18 protein-coding genes are annotated in these 19234 nt (G+C 49.9%); 9 read left to right on the forward strand and 9 right to left on the reverse strand.

The annotated features are described in order from the left end of the window. Positions 1 to 146: 146 nt before the first annotated feature. Both LVQ76_RS10165 and LVQ76_RS10170 read right to left on the reverse strand, forming a co-directional pair. Positions 147 to 956 (reverse strand): hypothetical protein, encoded by an 810-nt coding sequence (locus LVQ76_RS10165; protein WP_232864798.1) that lies wholly within the window; start codon positions 954 to 956, stop codon positions 147 to 149. Further along, positions 937 to 2391 (reverse strand): deoxyguanosinetriphosphate triphosphohydrolase family protein, encoded by a 1455-nt coding sequence (locus LVQ76_RS10170; protein ID WP_232921555.1) that lies wholly within the window; start codon positions 2389 to 2391, stop codon positions 937 to 939. The genes LVQ76_RS10165 and LVQ76_RS10170 overlap by 20 nt, the downstream gene beginning before the upstream one ends. A gap of 261 nt (positions 2392 to 2652) precedes the next feature. Here LVQ76_RS10170 and flhB point away from each other — a divergent pair, with 261 nt between their 5' ends. From flhB to lpxA, 6 genes are all read left to right on the forward strand, one after another. Then, complete coding sequence (flhB, locus tag LVQ76_RS10175; protein WP_151994685.1) at positions 2653 to 3804, forward strand: flagellar biosynthesis protein FlhB; 1152 nt, start codon at positions 2653 to 2655, stop codon at positions 3802 to 3804. Then, positions 3797 to 5878 carry a flagellar biosynthesis protein FlhA gene (gene flhA / locus LVQ76_RS10180; RefSeq protein ID WP_232864800.1) on the forward strand — a complete coding sequence of 694 codons (2082 nt, stop codon included), beginning with the start codon at positions 3797 to 3799 and terminating at the stop codon, positions 5876 to 5878. The genes flhB and flhA overlap by 8 nt, the downstream gene beginning before the upstream one ends. Continuing rightward, positions 5878 to 6270 (forward strand): flagellar protein FlhE, encoded by a 393-nt coding sequence (gene flhE, locus LVQ76_RS10185; RefSeq protein WP_232921556.1) that lies wholly within the window; start codon positions 5878 to 5880, stop codon positions 6268 to 6270. The genes flhA and flhE overlap by 1 nt, the downstream gene beginning before the upstream one ends. A gap of 268 nt (positions 6271 to 6538) precedes the next feature. Further along, a complete protein-coding gene (locus tag LVQ76_RS10190) occupies positions 6539 to 8131 on the forward strand; it encodes an MFS transporter (protein WP_232921557.1) in 1593 nt (530 codons plus the stop codon). Continuing rightward, entirely contained in the window at positions 8131 to 9270 is a 1140-nt protein-coding gene (bglB, locus tag LVQ76_RS10195) for a beta-galactosidase BglB (protein ID WP_232921558.1), read from the forward strand. Before LVQ76_RS10190 ends, bglB begins: the two co-directional genes overlap by 1 nt. A gap of 296 nt (positions 9271 to 9566) precedes the next feature. Further along, entirely contained in the window at positions 9567 to 10358 is a 792-nt protein-coding gene (gene lpxA / locus LVQ76_RS10200; protein ID WP_232921559.1) for an acyl-ACP--UDP-N-acetylglucosamine O-acyltransferase, read from the forward strand. Between the two features lie 141 nt (positions 10359 to 10499). On the opposite strand, the gene argS is transcribed toward lpxA, so the two are convergent. After that, positions 10500 to 12233 (reverse strand): arginine--tRNA ligase, encoded by a 1734-nt coding sequence (gene argS, locus LVQ76_RS10205; RefSeq protein ID WP_232921560.1) that lies wholly within the window; start codon positions 12231 to 12233, stop codon positions 10500 to 10502. Positions 12234 to 12483: 250 nt separating this feature from the next. Here argS and LVQ76_RS10210 point away from each other — a divergent pair, with 250 nt between their 5' ends. Further along, positions 12484 to 13050, forward strand: a complete 567-nt coding sequence (locus LVQ76_RS10210) for a VOC family protein (protein ID WP_232921561.1) — start codon at positions 12484 to 12486, stop codon at positions 13048 to 13050. Here LVQ76_RS10210 and LVQ76_RS10215 read toward each other — a convergent pair. Then, positions 13039 to 14181 (reverse strand): MalY/PatB family protein, encoded by a 1143-nt coding sequence (locus tag LVQ76_RS10215; protein ID WP_232921579.1) that lies wholly within the window; start codon positions 14179 to 14181, stop codon positions 13039 to 13041. The genes LVQ76_RS10210 and LVQ76_RS10215 overlap by 12 nt on opposite strands. Before the next feature lie 97 nt (positions 14182 to 14278). Between LVQ76_RS10215 and cutC the strand changes: the two genes are divergently transcribed. Then, positions 14279 to 15028: a copper homeostasis protein CutC gene (gene cutC, locus LVQ76_RS10220; protein ID WP_232921562.1), complete on the forward strand. Its 750-nt coding sequence runs from the start codon at positions 14279 to 14281 to the stop codon at positions 15026 to 15028. A gap of 133 nt (positions 15029 to 15161) precedes the next feature. Next, positions 15162 to 15374, forward strand: a complete 213-nt coding sequence (gene fumD, locus LVQ76_RS10225) for a fumarate hydratase FumD (protein ID WP_232921563.1) — start codon at positions 15162 to 15164, stop codon at positions 15372 to 15374. A 29-nt stretch (positions 15375 to 15403) separates the two neighbouring features. Here fumD and cmoB read toward each other — a convergent pair whose 3' ends face one another. The 5 genes from cmoB to LVQ76_RS10250 form a co-directional block, all read right to left on the reverse strand. After that, positions 15404 to 16375 carry a tRNA 5-methoxyuridine(34)/uridine 5-oxyacetic acid(34) synthase CmoB gene (gene cmoB / locus LVQ76_RS10230; protein WP_232921564.1) on the reverse strand — a complete coding sequence of 324 codons (972 nt, stop codon included), beginning with the start codon at positions 16373 to 16375 and terminating at the stop codon, positions 15404 to 15406. Next, on the reverse strand, positions 16372 to 17115 hold the full coding sequence (gene cmoA / locus LVQ76_RS10235) for a carboxy-S-adenosyl-L-methionine synthase CmoA (RefSeq protein ID WP_151994630.1): 744 nt from the start codon (positions 17113 to 17115) through the stop codon (positions 16372 to 16374). The genes cmoB and cmoA overlap by 4 nt, the downstream gene beginning before the upstream one ends. Positions 17116 to 17154: 39 nt before the next feature. Next, the gene (locus LVQ76_RS10240) at positions 17155 to 17550 is read right to left on the reverse strand and encodes an MAPEG family protein (protein WP_064511949.1); all 396 of its coding nucleotides are present in this window, start codon (positions 17548 to 17550) and stop codon (positions 17155 to 17157) included. Positions 17551 to 17620: 70 nt separating this feature from the next. Continuing rightward, positions 17621 to 18439, reverse strand: coding sequence for a DUF72 domain-containing protein (locus tag LVQ76_RS10245; RefSeq protein WP_232921565.1), 819 nt, complete (start codon positions 18437 to 18439; stop codon positions 17621 to 17623). Next, entirely contained in the window at positions 18436 to 19002 is a 567-nt protein-coding gene (locus tag LVQ76_RS10250) for a hydrolase (RefSeq protein WP_232921566.1), read from the reverse strand. The genes LVQ76_RS10245 and LVQ76_RS10250 overlap by 4 nt, the downstream gene beginning before the upstream one ends. Positions 19003 to 19234 lie beyond the last annotated feature (232 nt).

Genomic DNA, 19234 nt, shown 5'->3' on the forward strand with positions numbered 1-19234 from the left:
GCAGGGGTGTTGGCTGCGCTCACTTACCCAAACTACTTACCTTAGTAAGCTCATTGGGATAAGCTCCCTGGCCGCCTATCTGTAACTCGAATGCTAATGGGTATATACCCAAAAGATTACGGGTATAATTTGAGAATGAAAACACATCATGGAAATACATTACCTTTTTCGGCAATGCATTTATAGTGAATGGTTTTTGGTTTTTGTTGAACATTGATAATAATGTCCTCACCTTTCTGCCATTGTTCAAGTAAAATAAGTAACTTGTCAATTCGATCTGCGGTGATTAAATTTTTGTCAAAGTTGGCGCGTTCGTATTGTATTAACTCGGTGCTGCTATAGCAGGACAAATGACTTTGAAGGAAGGCACAAAGTTTTCCTCCTAATGTAGCAGCATTTTTCCCGTAAATAGTCCGGATGATTTTTACTACAGAACCTTTTTCGTTAGGGTTTTTTTCTAACACCAGATCTAAACGTCTGTTAATTAAGTCCTGTAAATAATTTGGCTGAGTGATTATTTTCTTTGCTTTAATATCATAAATTACAGCATCCCAGGTCATTAACGTGGTATGTAGTAAGCTATCGATATTATGTAGTGAAATAACATCCTCTCTGAACGCCCAGGTATCTTCCAGGCTCCAGATATCATAATCCATGCGTGAGTAAGTCAGCCGGAAACCACCAAATTTATTCTCGGTAAAGTTTGGGATGTTTAATGATTCTAACGCCTCATACAACTCATGACGACTTCCGTGGAAGACCAGATCGATGTCTGAACTGAAGCCGTTATGGCCAAACAGTCCTATGTCGCGAATCATGCCACCGAAAATGTAGACATGAGCATGCATAGACAGCGCTTCGATGAAGTTGCTGGCCGCCTGACGCTCGTCTTTCTCTGAAGCGAAAAATCCTTCAACTCTTCGCTTCAGATTTCGCTTACTTTGAACGATGTTCATACTCATACAAGGATTTTAGCTCATCGTGTAGGGCAATCAAATAACTATCTGTCATGCCAGAAATAGCATCGGCGAGAAGTTGCGCTTCTTTGTAAAGCACGGGCAGATCGTTTTGAGGGCTTTCAAAAATGCGGCGATAATTTTCGGAGATTCTGCCATAGACATATCTGCCAAATGGCGTATCAGAATGGTATTCCGGCAATGTTGTGGCTGATGAAAGCTTTTCATCTTTCTTTTGCTGTTTAGTTTTATGTCCATGAATACCAACCCAGAGCATATCCATTAATCCCTTTATATAATTCGAACCTTCTAATTCGAGTTTTAATACACTGCGATGTTGGTATCCTCTGGTTCGGTCGAACATTTTCAGGGCTTCACATAAAGCATGTCCTTTGCTTATTGAAATGAGATCTTTTTCCTGACAATTAATGTCAAGAAAGTTGTCTTTGTTTTCTTTGAATGCAATGACAACAGCATCAACTAATTCAGCTATGGCATAAACCCTGAACATTTGCATGCTCATGTCATTCAGCTCAGCTGGGGATAACTCTCCTTTGGCATACTCTTTATTGTCTTCTTTACTTTTAGTAATGACATTACGCATTATTTCATCGGATGAGGCATTATTCTGACAAGAGAGGAAGTCCATTAAATCATGGAATGAAGCTAAACCCTTTTTAACCGTATCTTCTGCATCAAGTACTGAATAAGCAATATCATCACACGCTTCCATAAGATAAGTGAAAGGATGACGGATGCCTTCTCTGAGACCGGTTTTCTCCCAGATGTCTTTGACGACGGGCTCTTCGGAGTAGAAGAAACCATGCTTTTTCCACTGCTTTGACCTTGAAAATGAGGTTCGTGGGTACTTGAGCATTGAGGCCAGTGTGGCGTAGGTAAGATTAAGGCCAAACTCATCATTGAGAATTTGAAGTTTGGTTACCAGCCTGAAGGTTTGTGAATTCCCATCAAACTGGCGGAAATCATTGTAAATTTTATCCATGGGGCAACTGGTACAAACGGGAATTTCTTTCCTGAACCATTCACCCATCGCCCGTTCCCCTTGATGGCCGAAAGGGGGGTTGCCAAGATCATGTACTAAACCTATAGCAGCGAGCAGTGCCGGGACATCACGTTCAACACAAACGTCAGATAGCTTTGTGCCGAAAATATCTTCTTTCATTTCGAACGCCAACCGAACCCCAATTCCTCGTGCCAGATTGGCTACTTCATGTGAGTGGGTCAGACGCGTTCTCACACTATCATTTTTATCCAGGGGAAAAACCTGGGTCTTATCTGCCAGGCGGCGGGTGGGGGCCGCAAATAAAATTCGGTCGAAATCTCGTTCTATCTGAAGCCGACCCTTGGCGGTTCCTACAGAATTGGTTTTTTTAGGTTTACGCCGATTAGCGTTAAGTAATTCAGTCCATTGCATCGTTTGCTCCTTATTTAATCATGATTGATAAAACGGTGGAAAAGTAGCAAACGGATCTTTGGATGAGAAGATGGCAGGGCGTTGATTTTTTAATCTTTAGGCCATGCTCGCAAATCCAGATGCAAGAAAATGAAATCCTATCGTTGCGCACACAAACTACTTAACCCACAAACAAACCTACAAATTCCCCCGTTTTCCTCCCATTAGCGTTCCCCCTTTCTGACATGCTGTGCTGGTAATTGTGGCCACGAGATTGTTGCAGTGTCAGAAGAAAGCGACGACGACAAAACAGAAGCCCCCACACCCCACCGACTTGAAAAAGCGCGCGAAGATGGGCAGATCCCCCGATCCCGCGAGTTGACCTCACTGCTTATGCTATTGGTGGGAATCAGCATTATCTGGATGGGTGGGGAGCCGTTGGCGCGACAGCTGGCGGCAATGTTGTCTACTGGTCTCCATTTTGATCACAGCATTATTAACGACCCCAATCTTATCGTTAAACAAATCAGCCAATTGATAAAACAGGCCGTTTGGGCACTGTTACCGCTGATTTTCGGGCTGGTGATTGTGGCGATTGCAGCCCCCATGCTGTTGGGTGGCATCCTGTTCAGCGGGAAGTCGATACAGTTTAAATTCAGCAAAATGAATCCAATTTCCGGACTCGGGCGGATGTTCTCAGCCCAGGCAGGCGCTGAACTGCTAAAAGCCTTCCTCAAAGCCATTTTGGTCGGCTGCGTAACGGCCTGGTATCTGCTGCACAAATGGCCAGAGATGATGCGCCTGATGAGTGAACCGCCATTGGCTGCTTTGGGGCACGCATTAAATATGGTGGCGGTGTGTGGTTTGTTGATTGTGCTGGGGCTGACACCGATGGTCGGCTTCGACGTGTTCTTCCAGATTTTCAGCAACATTAAAAAGCTTCGCATGAGCCGCCAGGATATTCGCGACGAATTCAAGCAACAAGAAGGCGACCCACATGTTAAAGGCCGTATTCGCCAACAACAGCGTGCCGCCGCTCGTCGCCGCATGATGTCAGATGTGCCGAAGGCCGATGTGATTGTGACCAACCCGACGCACTACTCTGTGGCCCTGCAATACGACGAAAACAAAATGAGTGCGCCAAAAGTGCTGGCGAAAGGGGCCGGCCTGGTTGCGCTGCGTATTCGTGAAATTGGTAATGAGCACCGTATTCCAATGCTCGAAGCTCCACCGCTTGCGCGTGCGTTGTACCGTCATGCTGAAATAGGGCAACAAATTCCTGGGCAGTTGTATTCCGCCGTAGCAGAAGTGCTGGCATGGGTATGGCAACTGCGGCGCTGGCGTGTCGCTGGCGGTTTAATCCCGAAAAAACCTGAAAACCTTCCAGTGCCTGAAGCGCTGGACTTTGCAAACGAGAAGGACTCCGATGGCTAATTTGCTCGCAACACTGCGTCTGCCTGCCAGTATGAAATCCGGGCAATGGCAAATTCTTGCCGGACCGATACTGATCTTGATGATCTTGTCGATGATGGTACTGCCGCTTCCGGCGTTTATACTGGATTTGCTGTTCACCTTTAACATCGCGTTGTCGATTATGGTTCTGCTGGTGGCAATGTTCACCCAGAAAACCCTCGAGTTCGCCGCTTTCCCAACCATTCTACTGTTTACCACCTTACTGCGCCTGGCGTTGAACGTGGCATCAACACGTATCATTTTGATGGACGGGCACACCGGTGGTGCGGCAGCGGGTAAAGTGGTTGAAGCCTTCGGCCACTTCCTCGTTGGCGGCAACTTTGCCATCGGTATCGTGGTGTTTATCATCCTCGTTATCATCAACTTTATGGTTATCACTAAAGGTGCCGGGCGTATTGCTGAAGTCGGCGCGCGCTTTGTGCTGGACGGTATGCCGGGTAAACAGATGGCGATTGATGCCGATCTTAACGCCGGCTTGATTGGTGAAGACGAAGCGAAAAAACGCCGTTCAGAAGTCACCCAAGAAGCTGATTTTTACGGCTCGATGGACGGGGCCAGTAAATTCGTGCGTGGAGATGCGGTCGCCGGGCTGATGATCATGGTGATTAACGTGGTGGGTGGCCTGTTAGTCGGCATGCTTCAGCACGACATGCCTTTTGGTGCAGCAGCAGAAACTTATACGCTGTTGACCATCGGTGATGGCCTGGTTGCGCAGATCCCTGCGTTGGTCATCTCGACCGCAGCGGGCGTTATCGTTACCCGTGTTGCAACCGATCAGGATGTTGGCGAGCAGATGGTCACCCAACTGTTCAACAATCCGCGCGTTATGCTGCTGAGTGCCGGTGTTCTTGGTTTGCTTGGCATGGTGCCGGGAATGCCAAACTTTGTCTTCCTGCTGTTTACTGCTGCATTGCTTGGGCTGGCATGGTGGATGCGCGGCCGTCAGATGGAGCAGCCCACGACACCATCAGCCCCGGTCAAACCGCAGGAAAACCCACAGGCGGTTGAAGCAACCTGGAATGATGTGCAACTGGAAGATTCGCTGGGCATGGAAGTGGGTTACCGCCTGATTCCGATGGTGGACTTCCAGCAAGACGGCGAGCTGTTAGGGCGAATCCGCAGTATCCGTAAGAAATTTGCGCAGGATATGGGGTTCCTACCGCCGGTAGTCCATATTCGCGACAATATGGACTTACCGCCGGCGCGTTACCGTATCCTGATGAAGGGCGTCGAGATTGGCAGTGGCGACGCTTATCCGGGGCGCTGGCTTGCTATCAACCCAGGTACAGCCGCAGGCACTCTTCCCGGCGAAACCACGACTGACCCGGCATTTGGCCTTGCCGCCACCTGGATTGAAAGCGCGCTTAAAGAGCAGGCACAAATTCAGGGCTTTACCGTGGTCGAAGCCAGTACCGTGGTCGCCACGCATCTTAACCATCTGATTGGCCAGTTTGCACCAGAACTGTTTGGCCGCCAGGAAGCACAACAATTACTCGACCGTGTCACCCAGGAGATGCCGAAATTGACGGAGGACCTGGTGCCGGGTGTGGTGACGTTAACCACACTGCATAAAGTTCTGCAAAACCTGCTGGCTGAGAAAGTGCCGATTCGTGATATGCGCACAATTCTTGAAACTCTGGCAGAACATGCACCGATACAAAATGACCCGCATGAATTAACAGCGGTAGTGCGTGTGGCGCTGGGAAGGGCGATTACTCAGCAATGGTTCCCAGGTAATGGTGAAGTGCAAGTCATTGGCCTGGATGCGGCACTTGAGCGTTTGTTATTGCAGGCATTGCAGGGGGGCGGTGGATTAGAGCCTGGCCTTGCCGATCGCTTGCTGGAGCAAGCTCAGGAGGCGCTGAAACGCCAGGAAATGCTCGGTGCACCGCCGGTGTTGTTGGTTAACCATGCGCTGCGACCATTGCTGGCGCGTTTCTTACGTCGCAGCCTGCCGCAACTCATGGTGCTTTCAAGCCTTGAGCTATCCGAAAACCGTAACATCCGTATGACTGCGACCATTGGAGCGAAATAATGAGCCGCCTGTTATTGCTGATTCTCTTCCCTTTAATGACCCATGCCGCAGGTGAGGGAGCATGGCAGGCCAGTGGCGTGGGTGCCACGCTTAGCCACCGTGGTGTTGCAGCATCGTCCCGCGCTTTAGCACCTGCGCAACCCGTGAATGGGGTAATGACGATGGTCGCCTGGCGTTATGAGCTGATTGGGCCGACGCCTGCGGGGTTAAATGTCCGGCTGTGCTCGCTGACTCGCTGTGCCGAAATTGAAGGGCAGAGTGGGACGACACGTGGTTTAACCAACGTAGCGGCCAACGAACCGCTGCGGTTTGTCTGGGAAGTTCCTGGTGGCGGCGCTCTTTTCCCGGCACTGAAAGTTCGTAGCAATCAGGTTATCGTGAATTACAAATAGTCTTTAAAGCCGCATCGCTGATGCGGCTTTTCACCTTCCGGATCTCATTTTCAATCCCCGCTTTTGATAAAAACAAACCTCTGTTTTATAAATCGGTGATGCGAGTGCTGAGACACTTTGTATTTTTGCCACCATTCATCAAACCATGGCAAAAATGGAAAGGTTTCAATTGCCCCGTCCTTCTACCTTAGCAAGGTAAGGTTCTCGCAAGCCCGACAAGTACCGGGACGTGCAATCTCCATAAAAAAATTAACGGGGTTTGACGGCAATGAAAACACGTAAGATTGGATTGGCAAATTATCTTGCCTACGGCTCCGGGGATTTTCTCGGGGCGGGGACGACGGCACTCACCGCCGCCTGGTTGCTCTACTTCTATACTACCTTCTGTGGCCTCTCACCGATTGAAGCAACGTTTATTTTCGCTATGGCGAGGGTGCTGGATGCGGTCGTCAGTCCGCTGATGGGCTTCCTGACCGATAACTTTGGTTCTACCTGGCTTGGTAAGCGTTTTGGACGCCGTAAATTCTTTATATTGCTCGGTATCCCGCTGGTCTTCAGCTACAGCTTTATGTGGGTTGGCGAGATGAGTTATTGGTATTACCTGGTGACCTATCTGATTTTTGATGTGGTCTACACCATGATTCTGGTGCCGTATGAAACACTGGTTCCGGAAATGACCGATGACTTCAAACAGAAAACCAAATTCTCCGGCGCACGTATCTCAATGGCGCAACTCTCCGCAATTCTTGCCGCCTTCCTGCCGGGTATTTTGTTAAATCACTTCGGGAAAGACAACGCAGTCTCCTTCTTCTACTCAAGTCTGGTCTTCGCCACAATATGTGCCATCGTGCTGACATTTGTCTGGTTCTTCACCTGGGAGCGCCCTCGTTCAGACTGGACAGAAGCGGCACTGCGTGCAGAAGAAGAGAAGAAAACCCTGACGTTTGCGCAGAGTATGAAGCGCCTGAACGTTGAACTGACTTCTACGCTGCGCGTTAAGATCTTCCGCCAACACTTGGGCATGTATTTGGGCGGTTATATTGCTCAGGATGTGTTCAACGCCGTGTTTACCTACTATGTGGTGTTTGTGCTGATGCAAAGTGCAAGCATGGCTTCCAGCTTGCTCGGCACTATGGCGATTCTGCAATTTATCGCGGTTATCGGCATGATTCCTCTGTGTATCAAATATGGCCCGGCGCCGTCCTACCGTATGGTTGTAGTGCTCTTTGGCCTGAGTTCCATCTCTTACGCATTGTTGTATTACGCGGGATTAAGCGATGTCTTCTCACTGCTGATGTTGGTTTCTGCTATCGCCGGTTTGGGCCGTGGTGGCATCAACTATGTGCCGTGGAATACCTACACCTATATTGCTGATGTTGATGAAGTGATTACCGGCCAGCGTCGTGAAGGGATCTTCGCAGGCATTATGACGCTGACGCGTAAAGCTTCTCAGGCAGGGGCCGTGATGCTGGTGGGTATCGTGATGCAGCTTTCTGGTTTTGTTTCCGGCCAGACCGTACAGCCGCCAGCGGTAAGCCACACCATTCTGATGATCCTGAGCTTTGGCACAGTCGCTGTTTTGGCGTGCGGTTTCTTAGTCTCCCTGCGCTTTAAACTGAATTTGCAAACTCACAGCGTATTACGTGAAGAGACGGCGAAGATGCGTGTTGCGGGCCGTCCGGTTCCGGAAGCAACCACGCCACAAGCTCGCGCCACAGTCGAAATGTTGGCTGGTATGCCTTACGACACGCTTTGGGGCAACAACAATATTGGTTATCTCAACCGTAATAAACCTGCGGCTCCGTCATTGAAAGAGGCTGCTGCAATGCGTTCGAATACATCATCACAGAGGTTAAGTTAATGATTATTTATCCCGTCAAACACAGCCCTTTACTGTGCCAGCCGGAGCATTTTATTGCCCGGGATGAGCTGAAAACCCTGATCCACAAGGTGACGGATAATCTGATTAATATTAAGGATGAAACGGGCCAATTCTTGCTGCGACTGGATGACGGACGAGTCATTGATACCAAAGGTTGGGCAGGTTGGGAGTGGACGCACGGCGTCGGTTTGTATGGCATGTATCAGTATTATCGCCAGACCGGTGAAAAGAAGATGTGCGAAATAATTGATGGCTGGTTTGCAGACCGTTTCGCAGAAGGTGCTACCACCAAAAACGTCAATACCATGGCTCCGTTCCTGACGCTTGCCTATCGCTACGAAGAAACGCGCGATCCATCGTATTTACCGTGGCTCGAAAGCTGGGCTGAGTGGGCAATGTATGAAATGCCGCGTACCGAACACGGCGGCATGCAGCACATTACGCTTGCGGAAGAGAATCATCAGCAGATGTGGGACGACACGCTGATGATGACCGTATTGCCACTGGCAAAAATTGGCAAATTGTTGAATCGCCCGGAGTATGTGGAAGAGGCGACTTATCAGTTCTTGTTGCATGTGCAGAACCTGATGGATCGCGAAACCGGGCTGTGGTTCCACGGCTGGAGTTACGAAGGCAATCATAACTTTGCCAATGCGCGTTGGGCGCGTGGCAACAGTTGGTTGACTATCGTGATCCCTGATTTCCTTGAGCTTGTGGATTTACCAGAGAACAACGCGGTGCGTCGCTATCTGGTACAGGTGCTGGAAAATCAGGTTGCCGCGTTGGCAAAATGCCAGGACGATAGTGGTTTGTGGCACACCTTGCTTGACGACCCACATTCGTATCTGGAGGCATCCGCGACTGCCGGTTTTGCCTATGGCATTCTGAAAGGCATTCGTAAGCGCTATATCGGCAAAGAGTATGCAGAAGTGGCAGAAAAGGCGATGAAAGGTATCGTCAAAAATATCTCCCCGGAAGGTGAGTTGTTGCAGGTTTCGTTTGGCACGGGAATGGGCAGTAACCTGGAGTTTTATCGCCAAATCCCGCTGACCTCAATGCCGTACGGACAGGCGATGGCGATCCTCTGTATGGGTGAGTATTTGAGAATTTATTTGTAAGCGCATACAACAGGCCTGGGGAACCAGGCCTGCAAATTACTGCTAAATCAAACCTGCGGGCAAACCCCATAAAGTTCCTCCAATTTAATAATAAATAAATGGCGTAATGTGTGACGCAATTCATTATGCTGCCGCTGTCGATAAGCCCTTCACTGGTTTTCACCCTCCTTAACGATAATGCGAATGGCGAAGCGGAGCTTCTCTTTCGTCCCTCCTTTCTTGTTGATCCCCGGTCTGGATTAATAACTAAACGATGACAGGCGTTCTCCGTTTCGTGCCGTCATCAGGATAAATTGATGTCTATTTCCCCGTTAGCCCGGGTTGCCAGTAATAGTATTGTGGAGCCGGGTGTGGTGCTCGGTGCGCATGTAAGTATTGGCCCGTTTTGTGTTATTTCCGCAGGTGTAGTGATAGGCGAAGGAACTGTTGTCGGTGCTTATTCGGTGATCAATGGCCTGACAACAATCGGCTGTAACAATACTTTCGGCCAGTTTTCATCCATAGGTGATGCGAATCAGGACCTTAAATATGCCGGTGAACCCACGACGGTCGTTATTGGTGACCGGAATCAGATTGGCAAAAATGCCACTATTCATCGTGGAACAGTTCAGGGGCTTAGCACCACTATCATCGGTAATGACAATCGCTTTTTGAATTGTGTCCATATTGGTCATGATTGTGTGGTCGGTAATGGCACATTGATTGCTGATAACAGTGGGCTTGCCGGGCACGTTGAGCTTGATGATGATGCGCAGATAGGCTTTATGTGTGCTATCCATCAATTTTGCATATTGGCAAGTGGGGTTAAGATCCTCGACCAATCAGCAGTGGTTCAGGATGTGCCGCCGTTTGTGACGGCTGGAGGTAATCGCGCTGTGCCGCTGGGTATCAACGCAAGTTCGAAAGCGTTTGAGGCGTTAGAGCCAGAACAGCAGGATTTGATTCATACATTGTATGAGCGGTTTTACAACCAGGCGTTGTCGATAGAAGAAGTGAAGAGGTCGTTGAAAATACTGGAGAGTGATTTCCCGGTGATTGGCCTTTATGATCGGTTTTTTGCGCGGTCGGCGCGGGGAATTGTTCGCTAACAAGTACCCGTCATACTTCAAGTTGCAGGTGTGTTGGCTGCTTTCGTTCACCCGAATCACTTACTAGTGTAAGCTCATCGGGATTCTCTCAATTGCCGCCTTCCTGCAACTCGAATTATTTAGGGTACTGAAATTAGGAACTTACATACGTTCTACGGTTTCGATACCCAGGGTATCCAGACCAAGCTTCAGCGTTTTCGCGGTTAACAGAGCCAGTTTCAGGCGGCTGTTACGCGCTTCTTCCGAGTCGGCGGCCAGAATTGGGCAGTGCTCGTAGAAGCCAGAGAACAAGCCTGCCACGTCGTACAAGTAAGTACACATCACGTGCGGTGTGCCATCACGCGCAACCACATTCAGCGTTTCTTCAAATTGCAGCAGGCGTGCAGCTAACTGTGCTTCGCGGTCTTCACGAATCACTACCGGCGCTTTGAGCAGCTCAGCTTCATCAATCTCAGCTTTGCGGAACACAGACAGCACGCGAGTGTACGCATATTGCATATAGGGCGCGGTGTTGCCTTCGAAGGCCAACATGTTGTCCCAGTCAAAGATGTAATCGGTGGTACGGCTTTTCGACAGGTCGGCGTATTTCACTGCGCCAATACCGACGGATTTCGCTAACGCTTCCAGTTCATCCGCAGGCATGTTCGGGTTTTTCTCTGCCACCAGATTACGCGCACGTTCCATGGCTTCGTCGAGCAGATCGGTCAGTTTTACCGTGCCGCCAGAACGGGTTTTGAACGGCTTGCCGTCTTTGCCCAGCATCATGCCGAACATCTGGTGTTCCAGGGTGACAGATTCTGGAACGTAACCGGCTTTACGCACGATGGTCCATGCTTGCATCAGGTGCTGATGCTGGCGGGAGTCGATAAAGTAAAGCACGCGGTCTGCATGCAGGGTTTCATAGCGATATTTCGCACAGGCAATATCGGTGGTGGTGTAGAGATAGCCGCCATCTTTTTTCTGGATGATAACGCCCATTGGGTCGCCGTCTTTGTTCTTGAACTCATCCAGGTAAACCACGGTTGCGCCTTCGCTCTCGACCGCAAGACCTTTCGCCTTAAGATCAGCCACGATGCCCGGCAGCATTGGGTTATAAAGACTTTCACCCATTACATCATCACGGGTCAGCGTCACGTTAAGGCGATCGTAGGTTTGCTGATTCTGTGTCATGGTGATATCGACCAGCTTACGCCACATTTCACGGCAGTATTCGTCGCCGCCTTGCAGTTTTACGACGTATGCGCGAGCACGTTCCGCAAATTCTGCGTCTTCATCGTAGTGTTTCTTGGCTGCACGATAGAACTCTTCCAGGTCGGCCAGCGCCATCTCACCTGCGTTTTCTTGCTGCTGCTTTTCAAGCCAGGCGATCAGCATCCCGAACTGCGTGCCCCAGTCACCCACGTGGTTGGCGCGGATAACTTTATGGCCGAGGAATTCCAGCGTACGCACCGCAGCATCACCAATGATAGTGGAGCGGATATGACCCACGTGCATCTCTTTCGCTACGTTTGGTGCGGAATAGTCGACCACGATGGTTTGCGGCGCAACGGTATTCACGCCAACGCGGTCAGAAGCAACAGCTTCATCGACATTTTTTGCCAGGAATGCTGGGTCGAGGAAAATGTTGATAAAGCCTGGGCCGGCGATTTCAACTTTGCTGGCAATTCCGGTCAAATCCAGATTGGCAATGACCAACTCTGCGACTTGTCGTGGTGGCTTGCCCAGTGATTTTGCAACTGACATCACGCCATTGGCCTGATAGTCGCCGAACTGAACTTTTGCTGACTGACGAACCTGCGGTTCGCAATCCGCAGGTGCACCTGCGGCAATCAGTGCCTGACTGACTTTATCTGAGAGAAGAGCCTGAATATTCACCGGGATACCTTACTTTTTGCTAAGGGCTGCCGTGACTTTTACAGCAGCCGTATCATTGGGGATAAAATTAGGGCGTAAGTATAACTGTATTTATCCCCCTTAGTCAGCAAAAGCCTTGCCCGGTGCGCCCTGGACTAATATCAACGGTATAGTGAATAACCATTCAGAAATATAGCCACCTTTAGGGTGTTGGTGATATCTGCCTAAATTGGTAGATTAGCCCGCATTGGTGACTTGAGAGGATAGGGTGATGGCCAACTGGCAGACAATTGCAGAACTGAATGATATTTCAGCGGATCTCCCGCGATTTACACAAGCGTTAACAGAACTTGCCGCGCGGCTTGATCTTGAAATCGCGCCACTCGACGCCGATCACATTTCTCTGCGTTGCCATCAGAATACGACGGCGGAACGCTGGCGTGCAGGCCTGGAAAAGTGCGGCACACTGCTGTCGGAAAATATCATTAATGACCGCCCAATTTGCCTGTTCAAATTAGACGAACCCGTTTGCGTGGCACACTGGAAATTTAGTGTGGTTGAACTGCCGTGGCCGGGTGAAAAACGCTATCCGCATGAAGGTTGGGAGCATGTAGAAATTGTGCTGCCGGGAGAGCCTGAAACGCTGAATGCACGAGCGCTGGATTTAATGTCTGACGCGGGTTTACGCCAGACCGGAATTTCAGTGAAAACCAGTTCGCCAAAAGGCGAGCGCGAGCGCTTGCCAAACCCAACGCTTGCAGTGACCGACGGCAAAGTCACCATCAAATTCCATCCCTGGAGTATTGAAGAGATCGTTGCCAGCGAACTAGCAGACTGATTTCACGGCTGCTTCCATGCGTTTAATGGCTTCATTAAGCGTTGCTGAGGTGCAGCCAAAGTTAATTCGCACGAATTTCGCTTCCCCAAAATCAGCCCCTGGCGAGAAACCCAGCCCCGCTTTCTGGAAGAATAGCGTCGGATTTTCTACCGGCAGAGTGCTTGCATCCACCCATCCGAGATAAGTGGCGGGTGGCGATGCCATCGTAAGGCCAGGCATATTATTCACGGCACTCACCAAAGTGTCGCGATTTCGACGCAGATAGGGCAGTAACTCTTGCAACCACGGTTCACCATCGCGCCACGCTGCGGTGGCGGCCGTCAGCGCCAGCACATCCACACTCGGTACAATCCCATCGCGAACCGTATTAAATTGCTTACGCAATTGCGGGTCAGGGATAATCGCAAGTGATGCGCCAAGCCCGGCAATATTGAAAGTTTTGGACGGTGAAAGTAGCGTGATAGAACGCTGTTCTGCGTCGTGGCTCAGTGTGGCGAAAGGGATGTGTTTCGCACCTTGATCAAGCAGCAAATCACAATGAATTTCATCAGAACAGACAATCATGTTGTGGCGTTGGGCAAATGCCAGGTGCTGCTGTAACTCCTCACGAGTATAGATGGTGCCGCCTGGATTTTGCGGGTTGCACAACATCAGCAATTTTTCTTTTCCGGTTAGCTGAGATTCCAGTGCCTGCAAATCCATAACCCAGCGGCCATTTTCAAGGCGCAGTGGCGCGTTGAGTTGTGAACGATTGGCAAATGCAGATGACTTTCGGAATGGAGGATAAATCGGTGTTGGCGCAATGGTAATTTCATCGGGGGCTGTAAAGGCACGAACACTCAAATTAAGGCCCGCGACAATGCCAGGTAAAAAGACGATCCACTCTGGTTTAATCTGCCACTGGTAGCGGCTGGACATTCTTTCAACGACAACATCAACTAATTCTTGCGGCCGGTTACCGTAACCAAAAATGCCGTGATCTACGCGTTTATGAAGGGCTTCGAGAATACAAGGTGGTGAGCGAAAATCCATATCTGCCACCCACATAGGTAACACTTCATCACCATATTTATTCCACTTCGAACTGTCGCTGTGACGGCGGTCGATGCCTTCATCAAAATTGAATGCCATCATGATTAGCTATTACCTTTTTGGGATCGTGATTTTCAGATTATCATTCTGAACCCATGACACAACCGCCAGGCTAAAGATTTTTAAGGAGTAATCAATGCCTTTGCTTGAGATATGTTGTTACGGAATTGACTGTGCGGTCACAGCGCAACTTGCCGGAGCGGACAGGCTTGAATTATGTTCAGCCCCCAAAGAGGGTGGTTTGACCCCTTCCGCCGGAGTGCTGCGTAAAGTGAAAGAACGAGTTTCGATACCTGTGCATCCAATTATCCGCCCGCGCGGCGGTGATTTTTGTTACACCGATGCCGAGTTCGAAACCATGCTTGAAGATATCGCTTTCGTCCGCGAGCTCGGTTATCCGGGACTGGTAATCGGTATGTTAGACGGGGAAGGGCATGTTGATGTACCTCGCATGAAGCGAGTTATGGAGCAGGCTAAAGGGATGGCGGTGACTTTCCACCGGGCGTTTGATATGTGCCATAACCCCCACCAGGCGTTGGAACAACTCACCGATTTAGGCGTGGCGCGTATCCTGACTTCCGGCCAACAGCAGAATGCGGAATTAGGACTTTCATTACTTAGGGAACTAAAACAGCATTCCCGTGCTCCAATCATTATGGCCGGTGCTGGCGTGCGATTGAGCAACTTGAAAAAGTTTGTCGATCAAGGCATTGAGGAAATGCACAGTTCAGCCGGGCAGACCGTGCCATCACCGATGCGTTACCGTAAAGCGGGTGTGTCGATGAGTGCCGATGCGGAAGCCGATGAGTTTAATCGTTACTGCGTTGATGGTGATGTAGTGGCAGCAATGAAAGCCGTGTTGGTTGCAGGGAAGACTGCAGCCTGACACTTAAAGATTTTAACCGCGCATCATGTCGCCCATGTGATGTTGCTCGTACCAGGCCCCGGCGTTTTGCTGGGGCTTTTTTTATTTTAATGATTTAAACGTGTTAGGCTCCCTCTAAACAATGGAGGAAGGTATGAGTATCACAGATAAAGAGCTTTACGATGAAATGTGTCGTGTTGTTGGGAAGGTGGTGCTTGAGATGCGCGATCTTGGCCAGGAACCCAAACATGTTGTCATTGCGGGTATTGTCAGAGCCATGTCAGCTAATAGTAAGATTCAGCGTTCTGAATTGACGGGTAGTGCGATGCAAGAAGTCATTCGGGCGCTTGGATTTGAGGCGAAATAAGTAAGGCCACATTCCGTGGCCCTAAATAATTATGGCTTACGGGCCACCAGAACGGCGCGCAGTGGGGCTGGATAACCTTCTATGGTTTTGCTCGCATCGTTCGGATCAAGGAAGTCGGCCAGTGATTCGGTGGTCAACCAGCTAGTACGACGTTGCTCTTCGCTTGTGGTATAGCAATGATCGACAATTTTCACGTCGACAAAACCACACTTCTCCAGCCAGTTTTTCAACGCCAGAGCAGATGGGATGTAGTAAACGTTGCGCATTTGCGCGTAACGCTCGCCCGGCACCAACACTGTATTCTCATCGCCTTCTACAACCAGCGTTTCCAGCACCAGTTCACCGTCTTTAGCTAACTGATTTTTAAGCTGATAAAGGTGATCCAGCGGTGAGCGGCGGTGATACAGCACGCCCATCGAAAACACGGTGTCGAAAATATTTAGCTCAGGAAGTTGCTCAATGCCCAGTGGCAGCACATGGGCACGTTGGTCGTTACCCAGCAGTTTGCGTACCGCTTCAAACTGGCAAACAAACAACTGCATTGGGTCGATACCCACCGCGAGGTGTGCACCCGCACCAATCATCCGCCACAGGTGGTAACCGCTACCGCAGCCGACATCCAGAATGGTGCGCCCGGTAAGTGGGGAAATATGCGGTAAAACGCGATCCCATTTCAGGTCGGAACGCCATTCGGTATCGATGTCTACGCCATACAGAGAATATGGCCCTTTGCGCCATGGCATCAGGTTACGCAGTAACTTTTCAATACCCAGGCGCTGCCCATCGCTGAGTGGCGTTTCAGACTCAGCGGTGACGCTGTGCAATAAATCCAGGCGATACGGTGCCAGTTCTGGCAGGTATTCAACAGTGTTGTACCAGTGCTTGAACTGGCCGTGCAGGTTCTCACGCTGCCAGGTAGCAATTTGTGCAGGCAGGGTTTCTAACCACGGAGCCAGCGGGCTTTTCGCAATAAGCTGATAAAAATTACCAAAGTCGATCATGCAGATGTTCCTGATTTCAGTGCAACTAAAGAGCCAAAGTTAAAGCACTGGAACCATAATTCTGCGTGGTCAAATCCGGCTTGTTTGAGGCGTTTTTTATGTGTTTCGACAGAGTCGGTGAGCATGACGTTTTCCAGCATGCTGCGTTTTTGGCTGATTTCCAGCTCGCTATAGCCGTTCGCGCGTTTAAAATCGTGGTGCATGTTGAACAGCAATTCACCCACTTCACCATCTTCAAAACTGAATTTTTCCGACAGCACTAACGCGCCACCCGGGTTCAGACCCTTGTAGATTTTTTCCAGCAGCAGTTTGCGGTCATCGGGTTCAAGAAATTGCAGGGTGAAGTTCAGCACCACCATCGACGCATTTTCGATAACGATATCGCGGATATCACCTTCTATAACATCGACAGGGGTTTGCGCTTTAAACGCATCAAGATGGCGTCGGCAGCGCTCGACCATTGCAGGGGAGTTATCTACCGCGATAATTTTGCAGTTGTCATGCTGGATGTTACGACGCACGGATAACGTTGCCGCACCAAGCGAACAGCCAAGGTCATAAACCTGGCTACCTGGTGCCACAAAGCGCTCCGCCAGCATACCAATCATAGAAATGATGTTGGAGTAGCCAGGCACCGATCGTTGAATCATATCGGGGAACACTTCAGCCACGCGTTCATCAAAGGTCCAGTCACCTAATTTGGCGATCGGGGCGGAAAACAGCGTATCGCGGTCAGACATAACGTTAAATCCGGAAATTCGAAAGGGGCATATTTTGCGTTAATGCAGCGAGAAAACCAACTCCCATGGCATATACCATAGATTAGCCAGCACCATCAGGATTAAAGAGCTCCATGTTGCACTCATACCGGAGCGACGCCAGCGGATTAAGCGATGGTGAAAACCATACGCATGCATCAGGCGACCAGCAATGAGCAGCAGCCCGCAGACATGTACCATCCAGGTTTCTGCGCCGTTCATTTCCATCAGTAATAAAAGCAGCAACGCGACTGGAATATATTCCACCGCATTACCATGAATTCTAATTGCGCTCTGGAGTTCGCTAAAACCACCGTCACCATATGAGACGCGGTACTGCAAACGCATACGAACAACATCAAACGAGAACTTAATTAGCAACAAAGCACCCAACACGGCGTAGAGCGCGCTTACCATACCCACATCCTTTAGAGATAGTTCCAGCACCGCCTATGATAGCAGTGCAACCTGTTAACTGTCGCTATTACTAAAATAGTGAGTTTTGCTTTGGAATCGCCGGTTCATTGCCCAATCCCGGAAAAGCCTGTTGCAAACCCGGCCATAGCGTATGAACCAGGTCTTGAACCAGGCCGATATCTGGGGTGTGCAAAAACAGGTAGGGGGTGGTGCTTTCCGTCCATTTTGATAGCGTTTTTAACCAGACATCAAAAAAAAGCTGGTTTTGGTGCATATCGTCGCTGCCGATAAAACGCACCAAAGGGTTATTTGCCGTGACAAGCGCATGAACCGGCACTTTTGGTTTTTTGCGCTGAGCTTCACGAATCGCTTCGTTATGCGGTTTGGCGCTGTGAACCGGGCGGCTATCAAGGATCACGCGATTGACATTGCGCTCATGCAGACCGCGATTTAGCGCTTGTTCATCGGCACTTTTATCGAAGAAAGAAGGGTGGCGAACTTCCACGCCGTAGGTGAAATCTTGCGGTAACGAATCGAGGAAATTCCACAAAGCAGGTAAATCTGACGGCCCAAATGCAGCCGGAAGCTGGAGCCAGTATTGCCCGATGCGATTTGCCAGCGGTGACATTCGCTCAAGAAACTCGGCGGTTAAATCGCCACACTGGCGTAATGCCGCATTGTGGGAAATCGTCGCCGGGAATTTAAAGCAGAAACGAAAATTATCGTCGGTCATTTCGCGCCAGCGTAATACCGTTTCTGCTTTGGGAAGCGCGTACAGCGTGGTGTTGCCTTCCACGCAATTGAAATGGCGAGCGTAATCTTCAAGTGAAGTAATGCCCAGTCGCACCCATTTTGGATGCGACCATTGTGGAAGGCCAACATAAATCACAGCGCTGCGATGACCTCTTCAGTGCTGCGAACGCGGCCAATACGCGGGAAGATATTTGTCATGCTGCCCTGGTGTTGATCGCTGCTGGTGGCACTGCACGCGTCTTCGGCAATGACTAGGTTAAAGCCTAATTCCCAGGCGTTACGCGCGGTGGATTCGACGCCGATGTTGGTGGAAATCCCGCACAGCACAATAGTGTCGATACCACGGCGGCGCAGTTGAAGCTCGAGATCGGTGCCGTAGAATGCGCCCCACTGGCGTTTAGTTACTTCAATATCAGTGTCTTTTTTACCCAGCGCCTGCGGGTAAATCCACCAGTTATCAGGCAGCGTATGCGCGCCAGCTTGTGCATCAACCGGTTGCTTGAGCGCTTCGGCAAAGTCCTTTGACCAGCCCACGCGAACCATAATCACCGGGGCGCCATTAGCGCGGAATTTATCAGCCAGCCTGGCTGAACGAGCCACCACATCCTGTGCACTGTGCGGGCCACCCGCAAACGGCAGGATACCTTCCTGCAAATCAATAACGACAAGTGCGGTTTTGGAAGTATTCAGTTCTAACATTCGGTGACTCCGGGTCAAAATGGGGTTATCGCGTAATACCTTACGATGGAACCTGAACGCGATCGTTTACAAATTTTGTTAATTTTTGTGAGAATAGGCTAAACAAGGCGTTTTGAGACGAGTCAGTTCTTATCGTGGGGCAATATTTCCAGTATAATAGCCCCCTTTTTTCAACTATATCTGACAGACAAAAATAGTGGCCACCGTTGCAGGTATTGGACAGTGAGCGGCT

It is taken from the genome of Buttiauxella cochleicola (assembly GCF_021283185.1).
Lineage (GTDB): Bacteria > Pseudomonadota > Gammaproteobacteria > Enterobacterales > Enterobacteriaceae > Buttiauxella > Buttiauxella massiliensis.

Bases quoted from the DNA above. Each gene is read 5' to 3' on its own strand.
- LVQ76_RS10170 (WP_232921555.1), bottom strand. From the start codon at position 2,391: ATGCAATGGACTGAATTACTTAACGCTAATCGGCGTAAACCTAAAAAA.
- LVQ76_RS10190 (WP_232921557.1), top strand. From the start codon at position 6,539: ATGAAAACACGTAAGATTGGATTGGCAAATTATCTTGCCTACGGCTCC.
- LVQ76_RS10215 (WP_232921579.1), bottom strand. From the start codon at position 14,181: ATGGCATTCAATTTTGATGAAGGCATCGACCGCCGTCACAGCGACAGT.
- bglB (WP_232921558.1), top strand. From the start codon at position 8,131: ATGATTATTTATCCCGTCAAACACAGCCCTTTACTGTGCCAGCCGGAG.
- flhE (WP_232921556.1), top strand. From the start codon at position 5,878: ATGAGCCGCCTGTTATTGCTGATTCTCTTCCCTTTAATGACCCATGCC.
- fumD (WP_232921563.1), top strand. From the start codon at position 15,162: ATGAGTATCACAGATAAAGAGCTTTACGATGAAATGTGTCGTGTTGTT.
- LVQ76_RS10210 (WP_232921561.1), top strand. From the start codon at position 12,484: ATGGCCAACTGGCAGACAATTGCAGAACTGAATGATATTTCAGCGGAT.
- cutC (WP_232921562.1), top strand. From the start codon at position 14,279: ATGCCTTTGCTTGAGATATGTTGTTACGGAATTGACTGTGCGGTCACA.
- flhA (WP_232864800.1), top strand. From the start codon at position 3,797: ATGGCTAATTTGCTCGCAACACTGCGTCTGCCTGCCAGTATGAAATCC.
- lpxA (WP_232921559.1), top strand. From the start codon at position 9,567: ATGTCTATTTCCCCGTTAGCCCGGGTTGCCAGTAATAGTATTGTGGAG.
- LVQ76_RS10165 (WP_232864798.1), bottom strand. From the start codon at position 956: ATGAACATCGTTCAAAGTAAGCGAAATCTGAAGCGAAGAGTTGAAGGA.
- LVQ76_RS10250 (WP_232921566.1), bottom strand. From the start codon at position 19,002: ATGTTAGAACTGAATACTTCCAAAACCGCACTTGTCGTTATTGATTTG.
- cmoB (WP_232921564.1), bottom strand. From the start codon at position 16,375: ATGATCGACTTTGGTAATTTTTATCAGCTTATTGCGAAAAGCCCGCTG.
- cmoA (WP_151994630.1), bottom strand. From the start codon at position 17,115: ATGTCTGACCGCGATACGCTGTTTTCCGCCCCGATCGCCAAATTAGGT.
- LVQ76_RS10240 (WP_064511949.1), bottom strand. From the start codon at position 17,550: ATGGTAAGCGCGCTCTACGCCGTGTTGGGTGCTTTGTTGCTAATTAAG.